At 72.0% G+C, this 20,142-nt stretch carries 18 protein-coding genes; 7 read left to right on the forward strand and 11 right to left on the reverse strand.

The genetic code is table 11. The features are described 5' to 3' along the window. Positions 1–13: 13 nt before the first annotated feature. From C4U03_RS29695 to C4U03_RS29705, 3 genes are read left to right on the forward strand one after another with little or no spacing between them, the layout of a single operon-like run. On the forward strand, positions 14–1,309 hold the full coding sequence (locus C4U03_RS29695) for a hypothetical protein (RefSeq protein WP_103942392.1): 1,296 nt from the start codon (positions 14–16) through the stop codon (positions 1,307–1,309). A 15-nt stretch (positions 1,310–1,324) separates the two neighbouring features. Next, on the forward strand, positions 1,325–2,725 hold the full coding sequence (locus tag C4U03_RS29700; RefSeq protein ID WP_103942394.1) for an acyl-CoA reductase: 1,401 nt from the start codon (positions 1,325–1,327) through the stop codon (positions 2,723–2,725). Positions 2,726–2,760: 35 nt separating this feature from the next. After that, complete coding sequence (locus C4U03_RS29705) at positions 2,761–3,750, forward strand: aldo/keto reductase (RefSeq protein ID WP_103942462.1); 990 nt, start codon at positions 2,761–2,763, stop codon at positions 3,748–3,750. 101 nt (positions 3,751–3,851) lie between these two features. On the opposite strand, the gene C4U03_RS29710 is transcribed toward C4U03_RS29705, so the two are convergent. The 10 genes from C4U03_RS29710 to C4U03_RS29755 form a co-directional block, all read right to left on the reverse strand. Then, positions 3,852–4,910 carry a phosphotransferase family protein gene (locus tag C4U03_RS29710; RefSeq protein WP_103942397.1) on the reverse strand — a complete coding sequence of 353 codons (1,059 nt, stop codon included), beginning with the start codon at positions 4,908–4,910 and terminating at the stop codon, positions 3,852–3,854. After that, on the reverse strand, positions 4,907–6,232 hold the full coding sequence (locus C4U03_RS29715) for an acyl-CoA dehydrogenase family protein (RefSeq protein WP_103942464.1): 1,326 nt from the start codon (positions 6,230–6,232) through the stop codon (positions 4,907–4,909). The genes C4U03_RS29710 and C4U03_RS29715 overlap by 4 nt, the downstream gene beginning before the upstream one ends. 459 nt (positions 6,233–6,691) lie before the next feature. Further along, entirely contained in the window at positions 6,692–7,351 is a 660-nt protein-coding gene (locus tag C4U03_RS29720; protein ID WP_103942399.1) for a TetR/AcrR family transcriptional regulator, read from the reverse strand. Between the two features lie 241 nt (positions 7,352–7,592). Beyond that, a complete protein-coding gene (locus tag C4U03_RS29725) occupies positions 7,593–8,645 on the reverse strand; it encodes a CaiB/BaiF CoA transferase family protein (RefSeq protein ID WP_103942400.1) in 1,053 nt (350 codons plus the stop codon). After that, positions 8,642–9,598, reverse strand: a complete 957-nt coding sequence (locus tag C4U03_RS29730) for an LLM class F420-dependent oxidoreductase (RefSeq protein ID WP_103942402.1) — start codon at positions 9,596–9,598, stop codon at positions 8,642–8,644. Before C4U03_RS29730 ends, C4U03_RS29725 begins: the two co-directional genes overlap by 4 nt. Positions 9,599–9,650: 52 nt before the next feature. Continuing rightward, the gene (locus C4U03_RS29735) at positions 9,651–10,052 is read right to left on the reverse strand and encodes a cobalamin B12-binding domain-containing protein (RefSeq protein WP_103942404.1); all 402 of its coding nucleotides are present in this window, start codon (positions 10,050–10,052) and stop codon (positions 9,651–9,653) included. Next, positions 10,052–11,629, reverse strand: coding sequence for a methylmalonyl-CoA mutase family protein (locus C4U03_RS29740; protein ID WP_103942407.1), 1,578 nt, complete (start codon positions 11,627–11,629; stop codon positions 10,052–10,054). The genes C4U03_RS29735 and C4U03_RS29740 overlap by 1 nt, the downstream gene beginning before the upstream one ends. Positions 11,630–11,875: 246 nt before the next feature. Next, positions 11,876–13,303 carry a FadD3 family acyl-CoA ligase gene (locus tag C4U03_RS29745; protein WP_103942409.1) on the reverse strand — a complete coding sequence of 476 codons (1,428 nt, stop codon included), beginning with the start codon at positions 13,301–13,303 and terminating at the stop codon, positions 11,876–11,878. Continuing rightward, entirely contained in the window at positions 13,300–14,481 is a 1,182-nt protein-coding gene (locus C4U03_RS29750) for an amidohydrolase family protein (protein WP_103942411.1), read from the reverse strand. Before C4U03_RS29750 ends, C4U03_RS29745 begins: the two co-directional genes overlap by 4 nt. A 35-nt stretch (positions 14,482–14,516) precedes the next feature. Then, positions 14,517–16,073 (reverse strand): AMP-binding protein, encoded by a 1,557-nt coding sequence (locus tag C4U03_RS29755; RefSeq protein WP_200827559.1) that lies wholly within the window; start codon positions 16,071–16,073, stop codon positions 14,517–14,519. Positions 16,074–16,119: 46 nt separating this feature from the next. Here C4U03_RS29755 and C4U03_RS29760 point away from each other — a divergent pair, with 46 nt between their 5' ends. From C4U03_RS29760 to C4U03_RS29770, 3 genes are read left to right on the forward strand one after another with little or no spacing between them, the layout of a single operon-like run. Beyond that, on the forward strand, positions 16,120–17,118 hold the full coding sequence (locus tag C4U03_RS29760) for a ferredoxin--NADP reductase (RefSeq protein ID WP_103942413.1): 999 nt from the start codon (positions 16,120–16,122) through the stop codon (positions 17,116–17,118). 52 nt (positions 17,119–17,170) lie between these two features. Then, the gene (locus C4U03_RS29765) at positions 17,171–17,890 is read left to right on the forward strand and encodes an enoyl-CoA hydratase/isomerase family protein (protein WP_103942415.1); all 720 of its coding nucleotides are present in this window, start codon (positions 17,171–17,173) and stop codon (positions 17,888–17,890) included. Then, positions 17,880–18,590 carry an alpha/beta hydrolase fold domain-containing protein gene (locus C4U03_RS29770; RefSeq protein WP_200827560.1) on the forward strand — a complete coding sequence of 237 codons (711 nt, stop codon included), beginning with the start codon at positions 17,880–17,882 and terminating at the stop codon, positions 18,588–18,590. Before C4U03_RS29765 ends, C4U03_RS29770 begins: the two co-directional genes overlap by 11 nt. Before the next feature lie 21 nt (positions 18,591–18,611). Here C4U03_RS29770 and C4U03_RS29775 read toward each other — a convergent pair whose 3' ends face one another. Further along, positions 18,612–19,181, reverse strand: a complete 570-nt coding sequence (locus C4U03_RS29775) for a TetR/AcrR family transcriptional regulator (RefSeq protein WP_103942417.1) — start codon at positions 19,179–19,181, stop codon at positions 18,612–18,614. Between the two features lie 197 nt (positions 19,182–19,378). Here C4U03_RS29775 and C4U03_RS29780 point away from each other — a divergent pair, with 197 nt between their 5' ends. Further along, complete coding sequence (locus C4U03_RS29780) at positions 19,379–20,071, forward strand: SDR family NAD(P)-dependent oxidoreductase (RefSeq protein WP_103942418.1); 693 nt, start codon at positions 19,379–19,381, stop codon at positions 20,069–20,071. Positions 20,072–20,142 lie beyond the last annotated feature (71 nt).

Consider the following 20,142-nt stretch of genomic DNA (forward strand, 5'->3'; position numbering starts at 1 on the left):
CTGAGGAGGCGCCATGTCGGCAGTCACCGGTCATCACCCCGTCATCGAGGCGATAGACGCCCGCTTCCAGGAACGGCGCCGGCAGGTGCCCGTGCTGGCCCAGCGCGCCGACGCCGAGGGCATCACGGCGATCCGCGCCCGCGAGGACATGGTCCCGCTGCTCTTCCCGCACACCACCTACAAGAGCTATCCGGAGTCGCTCGTCGCCAAGGGGCGATGGGCCCAGCTGAACCGCTGGCTCGACTCGCTGTCGGCCCACCGGGTCACCGGCGTCGACGTGACCGGGGTCGAGGACGTCGACGACTGGATCGACCGGCTGGAGGCCGCCGGGCACCTGGTGTCGAGTTCGAGCGGCACCAGCGGGAAGAACTCGTTCCTGAACAAGACCCGGCGGGACCGCGACGTGTCCCTGCGCAACCTCATCGACTGCCTGACCGAGATCGGCCTGCCCCCCGAGCCCGTCTGGCACGTCGTCCCCGTCGGCCCGACCACCGGTGTCACCGCGCACACCTTCATCCGCGACGCGATCAAGGACGCCTACGGCCGGCCGGACGGCATCGAGATCTTCGAGAAGGCCGCCCCCGACAAGTACCACCGCTACATGGCCCGGCTCAACGCCATGCGGCGGGCCATGGCGGACGGCACGGCGCGGCCCGACGAGGTCGCCGCGTTCGAGGCCGAGGCCGCGCGGCGGCAGGCCGAGATGGAGGAGCGCGCACAGCACATCGCCGACCAGGTCATCGCGCACCGCTCCGAACGGATCTTCTTCCACGCCACCTTCCCGATGCTCTACCGGCTGAGCGAGCTGGTCAGGGGACGCGGGGTGAGCGAGGGCTTCTTCACCGGCGAGAACGCGACGACGACGGGCGGCGGTCTCAAGGGCGACACCCTGCCGCCCGACTACCAGGACCGCATCTTCGGCCTGTTCAACATCACGCCGAGCCGGTTCCTGCACTACTACTCCATGCAGGAGCTCAACGTCCGGATGCCCAAGTGCCCCCAGGGCCGCTACCACGTCCCGCCGCAGCTCGTGCTGTTCGTGCTGGACCAGGCGGGCGAGACGCTCGCACCCGTGTCGGACGGCCAGATCGAGGGCCGGGCCGCCTTCTTCGACCTGACCGTCGACGGACGCTGGGGCGGCACGATCACCGGCGACAGGATCCGGGTGGAGCTGGGGACCTGCCCCTGCGGACGGCCCGGCCCCACGGTCTTCGACGAGATCGTCCGCTACTCCGACCTGGCCGACGACGACAAGATCACCTGCGCGGGCACGATGGAGGGCTATGTCCGCGGCTTCCTCCAGGACTGAGGGAAGGACGGACCCATGAGCCTCACCGACACCGGGACCAGGATCCGGGTGCCGCACTTCGTGCGGGGACGCCTGGTCTGGGGCGAGGACACCGAGTACCACTCGCGCGACTTCGGCGTCCCGTTCGTCACCCCCAGGCTGCGCCTGGACGAGCTGTTCGAGCCGCGGACCGTGCCGGGGCCGGCCTTCGACGTGCCGGTCTCCGAGATCATCGATCTGCTGGTCGAGACCGGACGGCACCTCGCGCTCGACAGCAACCCCTACCTGCAGGAGTCGCTGGAGATGACGGCGCGGGTCAGCCCGCTGCCGCGGCGCGTCATCGAGAACACCTACCACCGGCCGGGACAGTTCCTGACCAGGCGGGCTCTGGAGTACCGGCTGGAGCGCACGTTCGGCGGCCTCGACGTCCTCGACGGCTGGGTCGAGCACACCGACCCGGACGGCAACGTCAGCCGCGTGCGTGCCTTCCCGCCCCGCCTGGTGCACATGCTCGCCGGCAACTCCCCCAGCGGGGCGATGATGTCGATCGCGGACGCGGCGCTGGTCAAGGCGGTCAACGTGTTCAAGATGCCGTCCGCCGACCCGTTCACCACGGTCGCCGTGCTGCGCACCATGGCCGACATCGCACCCGACCACCCGGTGCTGCGGTCGATGTCGGCGGTGTACTGGCGGGGCGGGGACGCCCAGGTCGAAGGGGTGCTGTACCGCTCGCAGTACTTCGACAAGCTGGTGGCCTGGGGCGGCGGCGCCGCCATCGAGAGCGCCGCCAAGTACGTCGCGCCGGGCTTCCAGCTCATCTCGTTTGACCCCAAGGTCTCGATGGCGGTCATCGGCCGGGAGGCCTTCGCGTCCGAGGAGACCCTGCGGGAGGTGGCGGAGCTGGCGGCCACCGACGCGACCATCTACAACCAGGACGCCTGCGTGGCGCCCCGCATCATCTTCGTCGAGGGCGGCATCGAGCGGGCCGACCGGTTCTGCGCGCTGCTGTGCGAGCGGCTGGGCATGGACCGCCAGTTCGCCTCCGCGGTCGGGCCCAAGCCTCCCGGTGACGTCCGCGAGGCGGTGGAGGGCATGCGCTTCCTGGAGCCGGACTACCGGATCTGGGGCGGCTACGACGGCCGCGGCCTCGTGGTGCGCTCGCCGGAGCCGGTCGACTTCCATCCCACCAACAAGACGGTCAACGTCGTGCCGGTCGACGCGATGCTCGACGCCGCCGCGCACGCGACAGTGGCGACGCAGACCGTGGGCGTCTACCCGGCGCACCGCAAGGCCGAGCTTCGGGACCGCCTCGCCACGGCCGGTGTGCAGCGCGTGGTCAAGCTCGGCAGCGCCCTCAAGGGCAGCATCGGCGTCCCGCACGACGCCATGTACCCGCTGCACCGGATGGTCCACTGGGTGGTCGACGACGATGCCTGACATCACGACGAGAGGGAGATGAGCAGGAGATGAGCATGCGTCGAAGACTGCTCGGACGGTCCGGCATGCGCGTCAGTGAGCTGTGCCTCGGCACCATGACGTTCGGCACCGGCGGCCGTGGAGGGGGCGCCGACGAGACCGCCTGCCGGGAGATCTACGCCGCATACCGCGAGGCCGGCGGGAACTTCGTCGACACCGCCGACATCTACACCGCAGGCCAGAGCGAGTCGATCGTCGGGCGGCTGGTCGCGGGCGAACGCGACTCCATCGTGCTCGCCACCAAGTTCACGCTGCCCACCGACGCCGGCGACGCCAACTCCGGCGGCGGCCACCGCAAGAGCCTGCGCCGCAGCGTCGAGACGAGCCTGCGCCGGCTGGGCACCGACTACGTGGACCTGCTGTGGGTGCATGCCTGGGACCAGTGCACACCGGGCGAGGAGACCCTGCGCGCGCTCGATGACCTCGTACGCTCCGGCAAGGTCCTGGCCATCGGCGTGAGCAACACCCCCGCCTGGGTCGTCGCCCGTTCCCAGGCCATCGCCGAACTGCGCGGCTGGAGCGCCTTCTGCGCGCTGCAGATCGAGTACTCGCTGGTCTCACGGTCGGTGGAACGCGAGTTCCTGCCCATGGCGCAGGCGCTCGGGCTCACGGTGACCGCCTGGAGCCCGCTCGCGCGCGGCCTGCTGGCCGGGAAGACACCCCCGGCCCGGGACACGCCGCTGGCCCCCTCCCGCGAACGGGTGGCGAACGCCGTCGCGGAGACCGCGAAGGTCGCCGCGGAGCTCGGGACCACCTCCCCGAGCGTCGCCCTGGCGTGGCTGCTGGGGCGCGGCGTCATCCCGGTGCTCGGCGCCAGCAGGCAGGCGCAGATCCGCGACAACCTCGGCGCGGCCGGCCTCCGGCTCGACGACGCGCAGACGGAACGGCTGGACGCCGCCACGCGCATCGGCCTGGGCTACCCGTACACGCTGCTGAACGAGCGCTTCCCGATGCTGTCGGCCGCCGCGTACGCGCCGGGGCGATGACGCCTGCGTCCCGGTATCCGGGCTCGGAGATCGCGGCCTGACGTCCGTAAGCCCCCGCCACCGACCGGGCCGGTGGCGGGGGCCTGCGGAGACCGTGCCGGTCAGGCGCGGGTGATCTCCTGCTCGGCCTTGGCCCACAGCCACTGCGCGTAGGTGTGCAGGCCCTCGCCCATCCTGCGGTCCATCTTCCCGTTGAGGGCACGGACGTAGCTGCCCTCCAGCAGGGCGGCCAGGCGGAAGCACGCCAGGACTTGGAACCACCGGAAGTCGGAGACGTCCCGGCCGGTCAGCTCGGCGTAGTGGGCGACGAGCTCGGCACGGCCGGGCATGTCCTCCCACGGCTGCAGTTGCGGGGCGCTGCCGGGCGGATCCCCCTCCTCCCGCCATGCGGTCAGGATCCAGGCAAGATCGAGCAGAGGGTCGCCGAGGGAGGCCATCTCCCAGTCCACGATCGCGGCGAGCCGGGGCTCGTCATGGGCGAACATCACGTTGGCGAACTGCAGGTCGCCGTGGACGATGCCGAGGCGTCCGGACGCCGGCCGGTTGGCCTGCAGCCACTCGGCGACGCGGCCGACGGACGGGGACTCGTTGTCGCGGTACTCGGGCACCTCGCGGTACCCCTCCAGCATCCGCAGGTAGCGGGGCGTCTGCCGGTCCAGCCATCCCTCGGTCTTGCTGAGGTCGCCCAGCCCGATCTTCTCCGGGTCGACCGCTGCCAGGGTGGCGGCTCCGGCGACCAGCTCGAACGCGAGCCGGCGGCGCCACTGCGGGTCGGTGGCGTAGGCGCCGGGCAGCCTCCCGCGCGGCATGAACCCGTCGATCTTCTCCAGGATGGAGAACGGCGCGCCGATCACCGCGTCGTCCAGGCAGCTCGCGTACAGCCGCGGGTGCGGGACGGACGTGCCGGCCAGCGCGGTCAGGACGCGGCTCTCGCGGGCGAACGGAGCGGCGGCGCCGTCGCCTGCGGCGTGCCGGCCCGGACGGCGCAGGACCAGTTCGGTGCCGTCGGCCCGGCGCACCGAGAACAGCAGGTTCTGCGCGCCGCCGGTGATCGGGGAGATCGACTCGAAGGGGCCCTCGCCCGGCAGGTCGGCGACCTGCGGCCAGGCGTTGAGGCGTCCCAGGTCGACGAGCTCCTCGGCGGGCCTGCGGCCGCTCATCGGGCCTCCTCCAGCCTCTTCAGCCGCCCGGCGAACTTCTCACGGGCGGCCGCCTGGCGGGTGGGGATGTGCTCGGAGCCGAACAGCCGGTCCTCGGCGGGCACCGCATCCTGGAGCAGCAGCCGGGCGACGACGTCCTTGTGGGCCTCGGTCGGGCCGTCCGCGACACCGAGTACCGGGCCGCTCTGCCACATGCGGATCAGCGGCAGCTCGTTGGACACGCCAAGGGAGCCGTGCAGGTGCATGGCCCGGTAGACGACGTCGACGAGCGTCTTGGGGGTGGCCGCCTTGACCGCCGAGATGTGCAGGCGGGCCAGCCTGGCGTGGGCCGGGTCGCCGGTCTCGCGGGACCGGTCGACCTGCCAGGCGGCGTGCAGGACCTGCAGGCGGAACTGCTCGATCTGGATCCAGGTGTCGGCCAGGGACTGGCGGACGGCCTGCTGCTTGGACAGCGGGCCGCCCCGGGTGCTGCGGCTGGCGATGCGTTCGGTCATCATCTCCATCGCGCGGCGGCACTGGCCGACCGAGCGCATCGCGTGGTGCAGGCGCCCGCCGCCCAGCCGGGTCTGGGCGATGGCGAAACCCGTGCCCGGCTCGCCGAGCAGGTTCTCGGCCGGCACCCGGCAGTCGGTGAACCGCAGGTAGGCGTGGGCGCCCTCACCGATGGGCTCCTCGCCCAGGCCGGTGCCGCGCACCTGCGCCATGCCCGGGGTGCCCTTGGGGATGATGAACATCGACGATCCCTGGTGCACCGGCACGTCGGGATCGGTGATGATCATGGCGATGACGAAGGCGGCGTGCGGGTAGTTGGAGGCGAACCACTTCTCGCCGTTGATCACCCACTCGTCCCCGTCGCGGACCGCCCGGCAGGTGAAGCCGCCCGGATCCGCGCCGCCCTGCGGCTCGGTCATCGCGAACGTCGACACGATGCGGCCGTCCAGCAGCGGCTCCAGGAACCGGCGGCGCTGCTCCTCGTTGCCGTAGTGCGCCAGGATCTCGGCGTTGCCCGAGTCGGGGGCCTGGGTGCCGAACACCATCGGCGCCCACTGGGACCGGCCCAGGATCTCGTTGAGCAACGCCAGCCTGACCTGGCCCATACCCATTCCGCCCAGGTGCGGCGGCAGGTGCGCCGCCCACAGCCCCTGCTCCTTGACCTGGGCCTGGAGCGGCCGGACGACCTCCCGGAAGACCTCGCCGTCCCGGTCGTAGGGCTCGGCCGTACCGGAGAACAGCACGTCGAGCGGTTCGATCTCCTCACGCACGAACCCGGCGACCCAGTCGAGTCTGGCCTGGAACTCGGGGTCGGTACTGAAATCCCACATGCAGGGGTTCCTTTCTTCCGCTGGCGGCGCGAGCCGGCTCGGGGCGCGGCCGGGAGCGATGTCCGCGCCGGCCCCCGGACGAGGCCGCCTCCGGCCGGTGCGGCCGCGTGCCCGCCGCCGGAGCATCTCGGCGGCGGTGTCGTCACGGCCGGCGCGCTCGGGGCGGGCGTCGCCGAGGACCGCCCGCATGGCTTCTCCTTTCACCGAGAACGCTCATCGAAAGATATCAGAATGACGTTCTCGAATCTAGGAAGGACGCTCTGCAACAGTCCGGCGGGCGGCCGGGCGGGCAGGCATGAGGAGCTGGTGCGGCCGTCCGGGGGGCGGCCGGGAGCGGATGCCCGTTCGGCGGGTACGGAACGCGGGACCGTCGGAGATACCGGTCAGACTCCCCCGCGCAGGAGGCTCATCCAGAGTGAACGGAGCGCGGAGCGTCCCTCGTGTACCGCGGGCTGCGGGTCAGCGCGGCGGGGAACCGGCCGAGGCCCTCACCCCGGCGAGCAGGAACGCGGTGAGACGCTCCAGCTCGTCCTCACCCGGCACCTGCTCCTTGAACAGGTAGTACTGCATGGCGGCGAACACCGTGCCGGCGATGGTCCTGGCGACCTGCTCGGGCTCGTCGGCCCCCAGGCCTGCGGCCGGTGCGGCGAACAGCTCGGCGAGCGCGTCCACGAGCATGACCGACACGTGCGGGGATCCCTGCGCCATGCGCGTGGAGTTGCCCAGGACCGCGCGGGTCTTGGTCGCCAGGTCCGCGTCGGACACCTGCTTCATGATCGCCGCCACGCCGACGCGGAGCTGCTCGGCGGGGTCGCGCACGGCCGCGATCCGGTGCCGGACATAGCCGACCACGGTGCGCGCCCCCTGGTCGACGATCGCCTCCACCAGCGCGTCCTTGCCGGCGAAGTAGCGGTAGAACGAGTCGTTGGACAGGCCCGCCGCGGCCACGATGTCGGCCACCCGCGGCCCCCGCCGCCCGTCACCGGCGATCATCAGCGCCAGCCCGGCCTCCATGAGCGCACGGACGTCGGACTGCGCGGCCTCCTCCAGGGCGGCGACCCGGCGGCGCACCGCCCGCTCGGCGGGCGTCGAGCGCTCACCGCCGTTCTCAGGAGACATGCGCGCATCCTAACGCTTTACCGAAAGATCAGAACAACGTACTTGTCAGCGAGAATGACATTCGACTGATACGGAATCACGAGCAAACCCGTCCCGAGTCTCGCCCGCCGCCCGCCACTCGCCGCTCGCTGCCGGGCGGCGGGCGGCGGGACGCCCTCGTGCGGCGCCACGGCCCCGGGCATGGGCAAGGCCCTGACCGAGGAGAACGTGATCCCTGGTCAGGGCGTGCTGGGGCGGTCCGCTACGAACGCTCCGGTAGGTCGCCGTGCTCCCCCAGGCGGGGCGGCGGCCCGTAGGCGGGCTCGTATCCGGCGATGCGGATCGGGCTGCCGACCAGCCGGAAGTCCCCGGCCGTCACGACCATCTCCGGGGTGGCCTCCAGCGCCTGCGGCAGCGTCCGCACGGCCGCCGCCGGGACGCCCAGCGGGCGCAGACGAGACTCCCAGCCCAGTGCGGTGTCGGCGGCCAGGGCCTTCGTCACGGCGGCCAGCACCTCCTCGCGGCGCGCCGCGCGCTCGGCCATCGTCGGGAAGCCCTCGACGCCCGCCTCGGCCGCGAAGGACCTCCAGAAGCCGTCGTGCGTGACGAACAGCGCCAGGTACCCCTCGGCCGTCGGGAAGAGCTGGGCCGGGACGTAGTAGGAGTGTGCCCCGAAGGGCAGCCGCCGCGGCTCGGCCCCCTCGTTGAGATAGGCCGACGCCTTGTAGTTGAGCTGGGACAGCATCACGTCCCGCAGCGACACCTCCACCTGGCCGCCGCGCCCGGAGACGATCTGGGCGAGCAGGCCGAGCGCGGCGGCCATCCCGGCGGAGTTGTCGGCCGAGGAGTAGCCGGGCAGGGTCGGCGGGCCCTCGGGGTCACCGGTGAGCGCGGCGACGCCGGTGGCTGCCTGGACCACGTAGTCGAAGGCGGGCTCGTCGCCGGCCGCCAGGCCGAAGCCGGTGAGCGCGACGCAGACGATCCGCTCGTTCCACGCGCGCAGGACGTCGTAGGTGAGCCCCAGCCGGCGGATCGCCGACGGTTTCAGGTTGACCAGCAGCGCGTGCGACTCGGCGACCAGCTCACCGAGGCGGGCCCGGCCCGCCTCGGTGGTCAGGTCCAGGCGGACACTGCGCTTGTTGCGGTTGATGCTGGCGAAGTAGGCGTCACCGACCTGCCGGGACAGGTCTCCGCTCGGCGGCTCGATCTTGGTGACCTCGGCGCCGAGGTCGGCCAGCAGCATGGTGGCGTAGGGGCCCGCCAGGATGTGGCCGACCTCCAGGATGCGGATGCCCGCCAGCGGTCCGCCGGTCACCTCAGCTCCGCGGCGATCTGGGAGATCACCTCGCGGGTCCGGCGCTTGGAGGCGACCAGCGCGTCCCGGCCCTCGCCGATCGGCAGCAGCCGCACCGACAGGTCGGTGACGCCGGCGTCGGCGAACCGCCGCAGCCGGGCTGCGATGGCCTCCTCGTCGCCGGCCGCGCACAGGTCGCCGATGTCCCTGGCGTCGCCGTACTCCAGCAGCCGTTGGTAGTTGGGCGAGATCTCGGCCTCGCCGAGGATCCGGTTGGCACGCTCGCGGGCCGCCTCCACCTCCGACGGCCTGCACAGGCAGACCGGGACGCCCGCGACGATGCGCGGAGCGGGCCGGCCGGCCTCCTCTGCCGCCTTGGTGATGCGGGGCACGACGTGCTCGGCGACCGCGCGCTCATCGGCCATCCACAGCACGGTCCCGTCGGCGCGTTCACCGGCGAGCCGCAGCATGACCGGGCCGAGCGCGGCGAGCAGCACCGGCATCGGGGCCACCGGGCCGATGCCGAGCGGGTTGTGCACGGTGAACGTCTCGTTCTCGACGTCGACCTCCCCCGGACCGCGCAGCGCGACGTCCAGGACGTCCAGGTAGTCGCGGGTGAACGCGGCCGGCTTCTCGTACGGCAGGCCGAGCATGTCCCGCACGATCCAGTGGTGCGAGGGTCCCAGGCCCAGCGCCAGCCGCCCGCCCGTGGCGGCCTGCGCGGACAGCGCCTGCCGCGCCAGCGCGATCGGGTGCTGCGGCTGCAGCGGGACGACCGCCGTGCCCAGCTCGATCCGCTCGGTCCGCGCGCCCATCAGCGCCACGGCCACCAGCGCGTCGAAGTCCGTGGGGATCTGCGGCACCCAGACGGTGTCCATGCCCGCGTTCTCGGCCCACGTCACGTCCTCGATCATCCGGGCGACCTTGCGCGCGGAGTCGCCGCGCTCCGGCCCGACCATCACACCGACCCGCACTGTCCCTCCAGGTTCGTTGGCTTCATCTGCTTGCGTGTACCGTGCGTGCCGGTCAGGGCGATGCGGGAGCGGTGGTGAGGGCACGGACCTCCGCCACGATGGCGTCCAGGGCGGTGCCGGTGGGGAACACCGCGGCGGCGCCCGCCTCCTTCAGGCGGGGGACGTCGCCGGCGGGAATGGTCCCGCCGACGATGACGGCGATGTCCCCGGCGTCGGCGGCCCGCAGCGCCTCGACGGTGCGGGTGGTCAGCGCGACATGGGCGCCGGACAGAATGCTCAGGCCGACGACGGCCACGTCCTCCTGCACGGCGATCGCCACGATGTCGTCGATCCGCTGGCGGATGCCGGTGAAGACGACCTCGAACCCCGCGTCGCGCAGCGCGCGGGCGACGATCTTGGCGCCGCGGTCGTGGCCGTCCAGGCCGGGCTTGGCGATCAGGACTCGGGTCCGCATCAGAACACCACCGGCTGCTGGAACTCGCCCCAGACCGCCTTGAGCGCGGCGACCATCTCACCGACCGTGCAGTAGGCGTTGGCGCAGTCGATCAGGGGGCCCATCAGGTTGTCGTCGCCCTCGGCCGCCCGGGACAGGGCGGCCAGGCGGGCCTTCACCTCGGCGTCGTCGCGCTCGTCCTTGACCTGGGCGAGCCGCTTGAGCTGCCGGTCGCGGCCCGCGGCGTCCAGCTCGTAGGTCGCGATGTCCGGTGGCGGCTCGTCGGAGACGAACCGGTTGACCCCGACCACCGGCCGGTCGCCGGACTCGATCTCCTGGTGCAGCCGGTAGGCCTCGTCGGCGATGAGGCCCTGCAGGTAGCCGTCCTCGATGGCACGGACCATGCCGCCGTGCCGTTCGAGGTCGTCCATGATCTCGACGATCCCGGCCTCGGTGGCGTCGGTCAGCGCCTCGACGAAGTAGGAGCCGCCGAGCGGGTCGGCGACCCTGGTGACCCCGGTCTCGTAGGCCAGGATCTGCTGGGTGCGCAGCGCCAGGGTCGCCGACTCCTCGCTGGGCAGGGCGAACGGCTCGTCCCAGGCGGCGGTGAACATCGACTGGACGCCGCCCAGCACCGAGGCCATCGCCTCGTAGGCGATCCGCACGACGTTGTTGCGCGCCTGCGGGGCGTACAGGGAGGCACCGCCCGCCACGCAGCCGAACCTGAACATCGACGCCTTGTCCGTGGTCGCGCCGTAGCGTTCGCGGACGATCGTCGCCCAGCGCCGCCGCCCCGCCCGGTATTTGGCGATCTCCTCGAAGAAGTCGCCGTGCGTGTAGAAGAAGAAGGAGATCTGCGGCGCGAACCTGTCGATGGTCATCCGGCCGCGTTCCAGCACGGTGTCGCAGTAGGTGACCCCGTCGGCGAGGGTGAAGGCCATCTCCTGCACCGCGGTGGCCCCGGCATCCCGGAAGTGCGCGCCGGCCACCGAGATCGCGTTGAACTTCGGCACCTCGGCCGCGCAGAACTCGATGGTGTCGGCGATCAGCCGCAGCGACGGCTCGGGCGGCCAGATCCAGGTGCCGCGCGAGGCGTACTCCTTGAGGATGTCGTTCTGGATCGTCCCGGTGAGCTTCGCCCGGGGCACGCCCTTGCGCTCGGCGGCGGCCACGTAGAACGCCAGCAGGATCGCGGCGGTCCCGTTGATGGTGAAGCTGGTGCTGATCCGGTCCAGCGGGATGCCCTCGAACAGGATCTCGGCGTCGGCGAGGGTGTCGACCGCGACGCCGACCCGCCCCACCTCCTCGCTCACCTCGGGGTCGTCGGAGTCGTAGCCGCACTGGGTGGGCAGGTCGAGCGCCACCGACAGCCCGGTGCCGCCCTGCTCCAGCAGGTAGCGGTAACGGCGGTTGGACTCCTCCGCGGTGCCGAACCCGGAGTACTGCCGGAACGTCCACAGCCGCCCCCGGTAGCCGGAGGCGTAGTTGCCGCGCGTGAAGGGGAAGCGACCCGGTTCGGGCGGCTCGGCGGCCCGGTCCGCCGGTCCGTAGACCGGCTGGAGCGGGATGCCGGACGAGGTCTGGGCGAAGTCGTTCATCGCCCGATACGTTACTTGCGTCAAACGAGAATGCCAATACCAATGAAGAGAATCTTATGATCAACCCGCCGCTGACCTGCGGTGGAGCGGCTCCCGGCGGCCGGCTATGGCCGGTGTCTCAGGGACCGTTCCCCTGAGGCGAGCGGGCAGGGACGAAACGGCCGCCGCGCCGAGGGACGCGGCGGCCGTTCCACCACTGCCTGAACTCTGCGGCCGACCCGTGCCGGGCGGACGTCCCGGCCGGTGTCAGCGCAGCCGGGCCTTGTCCACCTTTCCGGTGGCGTTGAGCGGCAGTTCCTCCAGGAACTCCACATGGCGGGGCACCTTGTAGCCGGCCATCCGGTCACGGCTCCAGGCGATCAGCTCCTCTGCCGTCAGCGGGCCGCTGCACACCACGAAGGCCTTACCGACCTCCCCCATCCGCTCGTCCGGGACGCCGATCACCGCGGCCTGGGCGACGGCTGGGTGCTCCATCAGGAAGCCCTCGATCTCGGCCGGATAGGCGTTGAAGCCGCCCACGATGAACATGTCCTTCTTACGGCCGACGATCCGCAGGTACCCCCGCTCGTCCAGGCTCCCCAGATCCCCGGTGTGCAGCCAGCCGTCGGCGTCGATCGCCTCGGCCGTCGCCTCCGGGTCGTCCAGATAGCCCTGCATGACCGAGTAGCCGCGGACCAGGACCTCGCCGTCATCGGCGATCCGCACCTCGACGCCGTCGCAGGGAGTGCCGACCGTCGTGGCGATGTCCTCGAACGAGTCCCCGAGCCGCGACGCGGTGGCGGTCCCCGCCTCGGTGAGCCCGTAGCCGGTCATGATGGTCTGGAACGGCAGTTCGCTCCTGATCCGGCGGATCAGCTCGACGGGGATGTCGGCGGCGCCGGTGACGGCCGCACGCAAAGACGAGATGTCCCGGTCGGTCCGCACCGACAGCAGCGAATGGTAGAGCGTGGGCGGTCCCGGCAGCATCGTGACCTTCTCGCGCTCCACCAGTTCCAGCACCCGGTCCAGCTCGAAGACCGGCACCGGGATGACGGTGGCGCCGCGGACCATGGACGCGACGCAGCCCGCCTTGTAGCCGAAGGTGTGGAAGAAGGGGTTGACGGCCAGGTAGCGGTCGCCCTCCCGCAAGTCGGCCAGGTCGCACCACTCCGAGTACAGCCGAAGCGTCTGCAGGTGGTTCATCATGACGCCCTTGGGCCGCCCGGTCGTGCCGGAGGTGAACAGGATGTCGGCGATGTCCTCCCCGCTCACCTTGCGCTCCAGCGGCGAGCCGCTGGACAGGAAGCCCGACTTGAGGTCGATCATCGGCACGCCCGCCGGAGCGGCGTACTCCTGGTCGAGGAAGCCCTGCTGGACCAGGACGGCCTTGGCGCGGCTGCGGACGATGACGTCGGCGGCCTCGGCGGCCTTCCACCGGGTGTTGATCGGTACCAGCACCCCGCCCGCGGTCACCAGGCCGAAGGCCGCGACGATCCATTCGGCCGAGTTGGGCGCCCAGACCACCACCCGGTCGCCGCGCTCGACCCCCGCGGCCGCGAACGCGCCGGCGGCCACCCGGACCCGCTCGGCCAGCTCGGCGAAGGTGATCCGCAGCGGGCCGTCGACGACCGCCTCGGCGTCACCGAAGCGGTCGCCGGCGGACTGCACCAGCTGCGGGATGGTCTCCCAGGTCATACCGACATCAGCCGGGCCATGTTGCCGCCCATGACCTTGGCCTGCTCGGCCTGGCCGAGGCCGACCCTCTCCAGCTCGTCGATGTAGGTCACCGGGTCGGCCAGGCCCTCGGGGTGCGGGTAGTCCGAGCCGAACAGCACGTTGTCCGCGCCGAGCAGCTCGGCCAGGTCCGCCATGTTCTCCTCCCAGAAGGGGCTGACATGGACGTTGCGCCGCATGACCTCGACCGGGTGCTCCTGGAACTCGTTGGGCATCTTCTTGTAGACGTCCGACAGGGTCTGCATCATCGGCCCCACCCAGGCCATGCCGTTCTCGATGACCGCGACCTTCAGGTCGGGGAAGCGGCTGAGCATGCCGTGGCAGACCATCGACGTCACCGCGTCCTGGATCGGCCGCCACTCCTGGGCCGAGCGGAAGGCGCTCGGCTTGAAGGGCAGCATCTCGGTCTGCGGCTCCCAGTCGTTGGCGTACCGGCTGTAGCCGCTGTCGGAGGAGTGCAGCCCGACCAGGATGCCGAGCTCCTGGACCCGCTTCCAGAACGGGTCGAACTCCGGCAGCGCGAAGGACCGCGGGCCGCGGAACCCGGGCACCGGCGCGGGCCGGACCAGGATCGCCTTGGCGCCGCGCTCGACGCACCAGTTCAGCTCCTCGATCGCCCTGTCCACAATGGGCAGGCTGATGACCGGGGTGGTGAAGATGCGGTCCTGGTAGTTGAAGGACCAGACCTCGAACAGCCACTGGTTGAGCGCGTGCACGACCGCGTGGATGAGTTCGGGGTCGTCGCGCATCCGCTCCTCGATGAGGCTGGCCAGGGTCGGGAACATCAGCGTCCGCTCGATGCCCTGCTCGTTCATCAGTTCCAGGCGGGGCGCCGGCTCGCGGAAGGCGGGGATCGACTTCATCGGCTCGCCGAAGATCTCCCGGCGGCTCTTGCCGTCGGGGTTGCCCACGCGGAAGAACTCCTCCATCGCCCCCGGACGGGCGACCACCTCGAAGGTGGGGTTGGGGATGTACTCGCTGATCTGGCCCCGCACCGCGATCTTGGTACGGCCCTTCACCTGCACGTACTGGACCGCCCCCTCGTACTGCTTGGGCAGGTGCCTGGTCAGCGCCTCCGGGGTCTCGTACAGGTGGTTGTCCGCGTCGAACAGCGGAAACGGCAGCTCGCGTGACGGCATGAGATCCTCCCTCGCTATTGCAGAGAATAGTATTCTCACCGATTGTGCGCCGCAATGTCTCGCCGGAGAAGGAACTTCTGAACCTTGCCGCTGGCGGTGCGCGGGAAGTCGGCCACGACGTGCAGCTCCTCCGGCCACTTCTGCCTGGCCAGGCCCGCCCGCTCCAGGTGGGCGCGCAGCTGGTCGAGCGTGGGCACGTCGTGCCCGGGCCGCAGCCGCACCACCGCCGCGGCGTGCTCGCCGAGCCGCGGGTCGGGGGCGGCCACCACCGCGGCCTCCGCGATCGCGGGCATGGCCAGCAGCAGGTCCTCCACCTCCGGCGCGCTGATGTTCTCGCCGCCGCGGATGATGACGTCGGACTTGCGGTCGGTGATCGTCAGGTAGCCGTCGGCGTCGAGCACGCCGATGTCGCCCGTGCGGTACCAGCCGTCGGCGTCGAAGGCCGCCTCCGTCAGGGCCGGGTCGGTGTAGCCGATGCACAGGTCCGGGCCCCGGCTGAAGATCTCGCCGTCCTCGCCCAGCCGGATCTCCACTCCGGGCAGCGCGTCCCCGTCGGTGAACAGCCGCTTGGCCTCGGGCGCGGTGTGCCGGGAGCCGGTGATCGACGGGTGCTCGGTGCTGCCGTACGAGCGGAACACCGTGATGCCCAGTTCCGCCAGCCGGGTGGTCACCGCCGCCGGCACCGCCGCCCCGCCGAGGCCGGCGTACTTCATGTGCGCCAGGTGGCCGGGGGTGAAGTCCGGGTGGTCGAGCAGGCTCGTCATGTAGTACGTGGCGCCGCCCCCGACGGTGAGCCCGTCGTCTTCCATCAGCGCCAGCACCCGCGCCGGGTCCCAGACGTCGGCGAGGTTGACCGGCGTGCCGTCCAGCACGGGGATCAGGAAGGCGTTCACCATGCCGATGAAGTGGCCCACCGGAGCGGCGGTGAGCTGGCGGCCCCGGTCGGGCGGGTAGAGCCCGGCGAGCTGGCGCGTCTCGTAGCCGAGCGTCCGGTGGCTGTGGACGACGCCCTTGGGGTCGCGCGTCGTGCCGGAGGTGAACGCGATGAGCGCCGGGTCCGCCGGGTCGGCCGCCAGGACGCCGGGCATCGGGTCGTCGGCGAGCAGGTCCTCGAAGTCGCGCCCGACCACACCGACGACGGGCACGTCCGCGCACAGGTCGGGCTGGTGCTCCATGCGCCCGAACCGCTCAGCGGAGACGAAGACACGGGGCTTGATCGTCTCCAGGATGTAGCCGACCTCCTTGCGCCCGTAGAAGTGCACGATCGGCACCACGGCCGCGCCGAGGAACGCCGAGGCCCAGAAGACCGCGGCGGCCTCCATCCAGTTGGGGAGCTGGAACGCCACCACGTCTCCGGGGCCGACACCCCGCCCGCGCAGTCCCCCGGCCAGCCTGCGCGCGACCCGCTCGACATCGCCGAAGGTCCCGTCCCACGGCCGTACGGCCGAGTGCACGCGAAAGCGCGTCCCGGGAGCGGCCTGAAGTCCTCGCGCCAGCAGGTCCCCGAGCGTGTCCCGGGTCCACCATCCCTCCGCCTCGTAGCGCTGGACCAGCTCGGCGGGGATCGTTCGCAGGGTGAGAGATCGTTCCATGAGACGATAATTGCACTCTCTCCAGGTGAGAAGCTAGATTCCATACATGGCACGAGACCACGGTTTCCACCCGGTGCGGATCAGGCGGATCGTCCAGGAGACGGCCGACACGCGCACGTACGTGCTCGACGCCGCGTTCCCCTACCGGGCGGGTCAGTTCGTGACGCTGCGGGCCTGCGGGACCCTGCGCAGCTACTCGATGTCGAGCTCCCCGGACACCGACGACGAGTTCATGACGACGGTGAAGCGGGTCCCCGGCGGCCTGGTCTCGAACTGGATGCACGACCATCTCGCCCCCGGCGACCTGGTCGAGGTCACGCTGCCCGCCGGGGTCTTCTGCCTACGGGAGACCACCGTCCCGCTGGTGGCGTTCTGCGGGGGCAGCGGCGTCACGCCGATCCTGTCGCTGGTCAAGAGCGCGCTGGCCACCACGGACCGGCAGGTGCGGGTGCTGACCGCCGACCGGGACGCCGACTCGGTCATCTTCAGGTCCGCGCTGGCCGAGCTGGCCGAGCGGTATCCCGGCCGCTTCGAGGTGCGCCATCACCTGGACGCGGTGGACGGCGGCTTCGTCACCGCGGAGCGGGTGCGGGACTTCGCCGGCGAGGACCGGGACGCCGACTTCTACATCTGCGGGCCCACGCCGTTCATGGACCTGACCGAGCGCGCCCTGCTCGACCACGGCGTCGATCCCGGGCAGATCCTCATCGAGCGCTTCGGGTCCGCCTCCGGCGAGCCCGCGGACCCGCGGCCCGCGACCCAGGAGACCGACGGCACGGTCACCATCGTCCTGGCCGGCAAGCGGCACACGGTCGCGCAGCACTCCGGCGAGACCTTCCTGGAGAGCGCGCGCCGGGCCGGCCTCGCCCCGCCCTTCTCCTGCGAGGCCGGCAACTGCGCCACGTGCATCGCCCAGGTCACCGAAGGCGAGGCCAAGATGCGCGTGAACAACGCCCTCGACGACGACGAGGTCGCCGACGGCTGGGTCCTCACCTGCCAGGGCGAGCCGGTAACCCCACACGTCACCGTCGTCTACGAGGACTGAGCCGGCCGGCACGGATGAACGAGAACTTCACCACCGACATCGGAGAGCGCGAATGGTAGACCTTGAGCTGGACCAGGGGCTGGCGGTCATCACCATCAACCGCCCGCAGGCCCGCAACGCCATCGCGCCGGCCACCATGGACGAGCTGGACCGGGCGCTGGACAAGGCGGCCCGGGCCCGGGCCCTGGTCATCACGGGCGCCGGCGACCGGGCGTTCGTCTCCGGCGGCGACCTGAAGGAACTGGCCAAGATCCGCACCGAGGACGAGGCGCTGGCGATGGCCCTGCGGATGCGGGGCGTGTGCGACCGGCTGGCCGCCTTCCCCGGCCCGGTGATCGCCGCGCTGAACGGCCACGCCCTGGGCGGCGGGGCCGAGGTCGCGGTGGCCGCCGACATCCGGGTGGCCGCCGACGACATCAGGATCGGCTTCAACCAGACGGCCTTGGCGATCATGCCCGCCTGGGGCGGCGCCGAACGGCTGGCCGCCCTGGTCGGCAGGGGCCGGGCGCTGATGCTGGCGGGCTCGGGGACCGTGCTGGAGGCCGCCGAGGCCCAGCGCGTCGGGCTGGTGGACCAGGTGCTGCCCCGGACCTGTTTCGCGGCGGGCTGGCGCGCCCTGGCCAGGTCGCTGGCCACCGTCCCGGCGGGCGAGATCAAGCGCGTGGTGTCGGGGGGCCTGACGGCCGAGGAGGCGGCGCGCGCCTTCGCGCGCCTGTGGGTGGCCGACGAGCACTGGGCGGCGGCCGAAAGGGTGATGAACCGTGGCAGGTGACGTCCGGGTCGAGACCGGAGCCATGGGCGCGGTCGTGCGTCCGCCGGACCCCTCCGGCAAGGTCGTGCTCTACCTGCACGGCGACCGGTACCTGTCCGGCTCCCCGGAGCCGGCGCTCGACCTCGCCGAGCGCCTGGCCGCGCAGACGGGCGCGACCGTCGTCTGCCCCCGTTACCGGGCGACGTTCCCCGAGGCGATCGAGGACGTCAGCGCCGCCTACGAGCGGCACCGGCCGCTGGGGCCGGTCATGGTGGCCGGCAACCGCGGCGGGGCCGGGCTCGCCGCCGCCCTGCTGGTCCGGCTGCGCGACGAGGGCGCCCGGCAGCCCGCCTGCGCGGTGCTGGTGTCCCCCATGCTCGACCTGACCCTGCAGGCGCCCAGCCTGCTGCTCAACGCGGCCGCCGATCCCACGTTCGACCTCGACGAGCTGCGGCGGCGCGTCACCGGCTACGCCGCGGGCACCGAGCTCACCGACCCGCTGCTCAGCCCGCTGTTCGCCAACCTGCACGGGCTGCCCCCGATCCGGTTGCTGGCGGCGGGCTCGGACCCGCTGCTGGACGACTCGCTGGCGTTCGCCGCCCGCGCGGCCCGGTCGGGTGTGACGGTGGACCTGCAGGTGCGGCCGGACGCCGCCGCCCTGCGTCCCGGCGTGCTCGCCGCCATCGCCGCCTTCACCGGGACTCCGCAGGCTCAGGCGTGAGGCCCCCACCCCCGGGCGGGGTCAGGGGGTCGTGGGCCCCAGCAGTACGGACCACACGCTCCGCATGACCTCGGGATGGTCGGTCTGGTCCAGGTCCAGCAGCCACTGCTGCTGCAGGCCCTCGATCAGCGCCAGCAGGGCCGCCGCGGCGGCCTGCGTGCTCAGGCCGCTGGGCAGCCGGTCGCCGTATCGCTCGCTGAGCCGCCGGGTGATGTGCTCGCGCACCGTCCGCTGGTGGTCGCGGAAGTACTCGCGGGCGGGGTGGCCCTCGGTGAGGCTCTCGGCCATCAGGATCGTGTGGATCCTGGCCAGCGCCGGATGCTCCCGGTCGAAGGCGACGGCCTCGGCGACCTGGGTCGGCCAGTCCTTCTCGGCGAGGTGGTCGGCGACGAGATGCTCGCGGTTGAGCTCCTCCCTGCGTCCCAGCAGCGCGATGAGGAGCTTCTTCTTGCTGGGGAAGTAGTGCAGCAGCCCCTGCCGGGTCAGGCCCACCCGCTCGGCGATCTGGTCCAGGGAGGCTCCCCGGTACCCGTGCTCGGCGAACAGGTCCATCGCCGCCTCGAGAATCTCCTCGCGCCGGGTGTTGCCCATCGGACCTCTTCCCTGCGGCCCGACGGCCGCATCAACAAATTTCGCTACCACCCTACCTACACGTAGGTAGGTCATGTAATCCTGGTCACAGCCGAGGGGAGTGCTCGACCCCCGGCGCCCCGCGCGGGCGTTCCACCCCTGAGCAGCACCGGCGCCCGTCCCAGGGACGGGTCTCTTGGCTGGAAGGACGGCATGTCATGACCGATGTGGCGATCATCACGGGTGCGGCCGACGGAATCGGAGCGGCGACCGCGCGGCGGCTGGCCGCCGCCGGCACCCGCTGCGTCCTGGTCGACCGGGATCCCCTGGTGGAGAAGGTCGCCGTGGACGTCGACGGGATCGCCGTGGTCGGCGACCCGAGCGACCCCGACCTGTCCACCAAGGCCGTCGCCTACGCGGGCGACCGGCTGGACCTGCTGGTGCTCAACGCCGGGACCGGCTGCCCGGGCTGGGACCCGGCCACGCTGGACCTGCGCGGCTACCGGTCGGCGGTGGGGCTGAGCCAGCACGCCGTCGTGTACGGCCTGCGCGCCGCGATCCCGGCGATGCGCCGCGGCGGCGGCGGGTCGATCGTGGTCACGGCGCCGTACGCCGAGCCGCTCACCGCCGAGGACGACCCGTTCTCCATGATGACCGCCTACGCGGTCCTCGGCCTGGTGCGGGCCTTCGCCCGCCCGCTGGCGCGCGAGGGCATCCGGCTGAGCGTGGTCTGCCCGGGGCGGCGGGACGACGCCGGCGCCGGGTTCCCGGGACTGGACGGCGCCGCGCCGGACTCCGACGAGGTGGCCGCCGTGGTCGAGGACGCGCTGCGCGCCGCCGCCCCCGGCAGCCGGCTGGTCGTGCGGCCCGGGGCCCTGCTGGTCTCGCACGCCGCGGCGCCGCTGTCCTGACAAGGGGAACGCCCCGCCGTTCGGCGGGGCGTTCCTCCACGACTCCCACACCCTCGGCATGGGCACGCCGG

Source organism: Thermomonospora echinospora (assembly GCF_900108175.1).
In the GTDB taxonomy this organism is placed as follows: domain Bacteria; phylum Actinomycetota; class Actinomycetes; order Streptosporangiales; family Streptosporangiaceae; genus Thermomonospora; species Thermomonospora echinospora.

What these genes read in the sequence shown, in the direction of transcription:
- C4U03_RS29695 (WP_103942392.1), top strand. Translation starts at nt 14, where the DNA reads ATGTCGGCAGTCACCGGTCATCACCCCGTCATCGAGGCGATAGACGCC.
- C4U03_RS29700 (WP_103942394.1), top strand. Translation starts at nt 1,325, where the DNA reads ATGAGCCTCACCGACACCGGGACCAGGATCCGGGTGCCGCACTTCGTG.
- C4U03_RS29705 (WP_103942462.1), top strand. Translation starts at nt 2,761, where the DNA reads ATGCGTCGAAGACTGCTCGGACGGTCCGGCATGCGCGTCAGTGAGCTG.
- C4U03_RS29710 (WP_103942397.1), bottom strand. Translation starts at nt 4,910, where the DNA reads ATGAGCGGCCGCAGGCCCGCCGAGGAGCTCGTCGACCTGGGACGCCTC.
- C4U03_RS29715 (WP_103942464.1), bottom strand. Translation starts at nt 6,232, where the DNA reads ATGTGGGATTTCAGTACCGACCCCGAGTTCCAGGCCAGACTCGACTGG.
- C4U03_RS29720 (WP_103942399.1), bottom strand. Translation starts at nt 7,351, where the DNA reads ATGTCTCCTGAGAACGGCGGTGAGCGCTCGACGCCCGCCGAGCGGGCG.
- C4U03_RS29735 (WP_103942404.1), bottom strand. Translation starts at nt 10,052, where the DNA reads ATGCGGACCCGAGTCCTGATCGCCAAGCCCGGCCTGGACGGCCACGAC.
- C4U03_RS29740 (WP_103942407.1), bottom strand. Translation starts at nt 11,629, where the DNA reads ATGAACGACTTCGCCCAGACCTCGTCCGGCATCCCGCTCCAGCCGGTC.
- C4U03_RS29745 (WP_103942409.1), bottom strand. Translation starts at nt 13,303, where the DNA reads ATGACCTGGGAGACCATCCCGCAGCTGGTGCAGTCCGCCGGCGACCGC.
- C4U03_RS29750 (WP_103942411.1), bottom strand. Translation starts at nt 14,481, where the DNA reads ATGCCGTCACGCGAGCTGCCGTTTCCGCTGTTCGACGCGGACAACCAC.
- C4U03_RS29755 (WP_200827559.1), bottom strand. Translation starts at nt 16,073, where the DNA reads ATGGAACGATCTCTCACCCTGCGAACGATCCCCGCCGAGCTGGTCCAG.
- C4U03_RS29760 (WP_103942413.1), top strand. Translation starts at nt 16,120, where the DNA reads ATGGCACGAGACCACGGTTTCCACCCGGTGCGGATCAGGCGGATCGTC.
- C4U03_RS29765 (WP_103942415.1), top strand. Translation starts at nt 17,171, where the DNA reads ATGGTAGACCTTGAGCTGGACCAGGGGCTGGCGGTCATCACCATCAAC.
- C4U03_RS29775 (WP_103942417.1), bottom strand. Translation starts at nt 19,181, where the DNA reads ATGGGCAACACCCGGCGCGAGGAGATTCTCGAGGCGGCGATGGACCTG.
- C4U03_RS29780 (WP_103942418.1), top strand. Translation starts at nt 19,379, where the DNA reads ATGACCGATGTGGCGATCATCACGGGTGCGGCCGACGGAATCGGAGCG.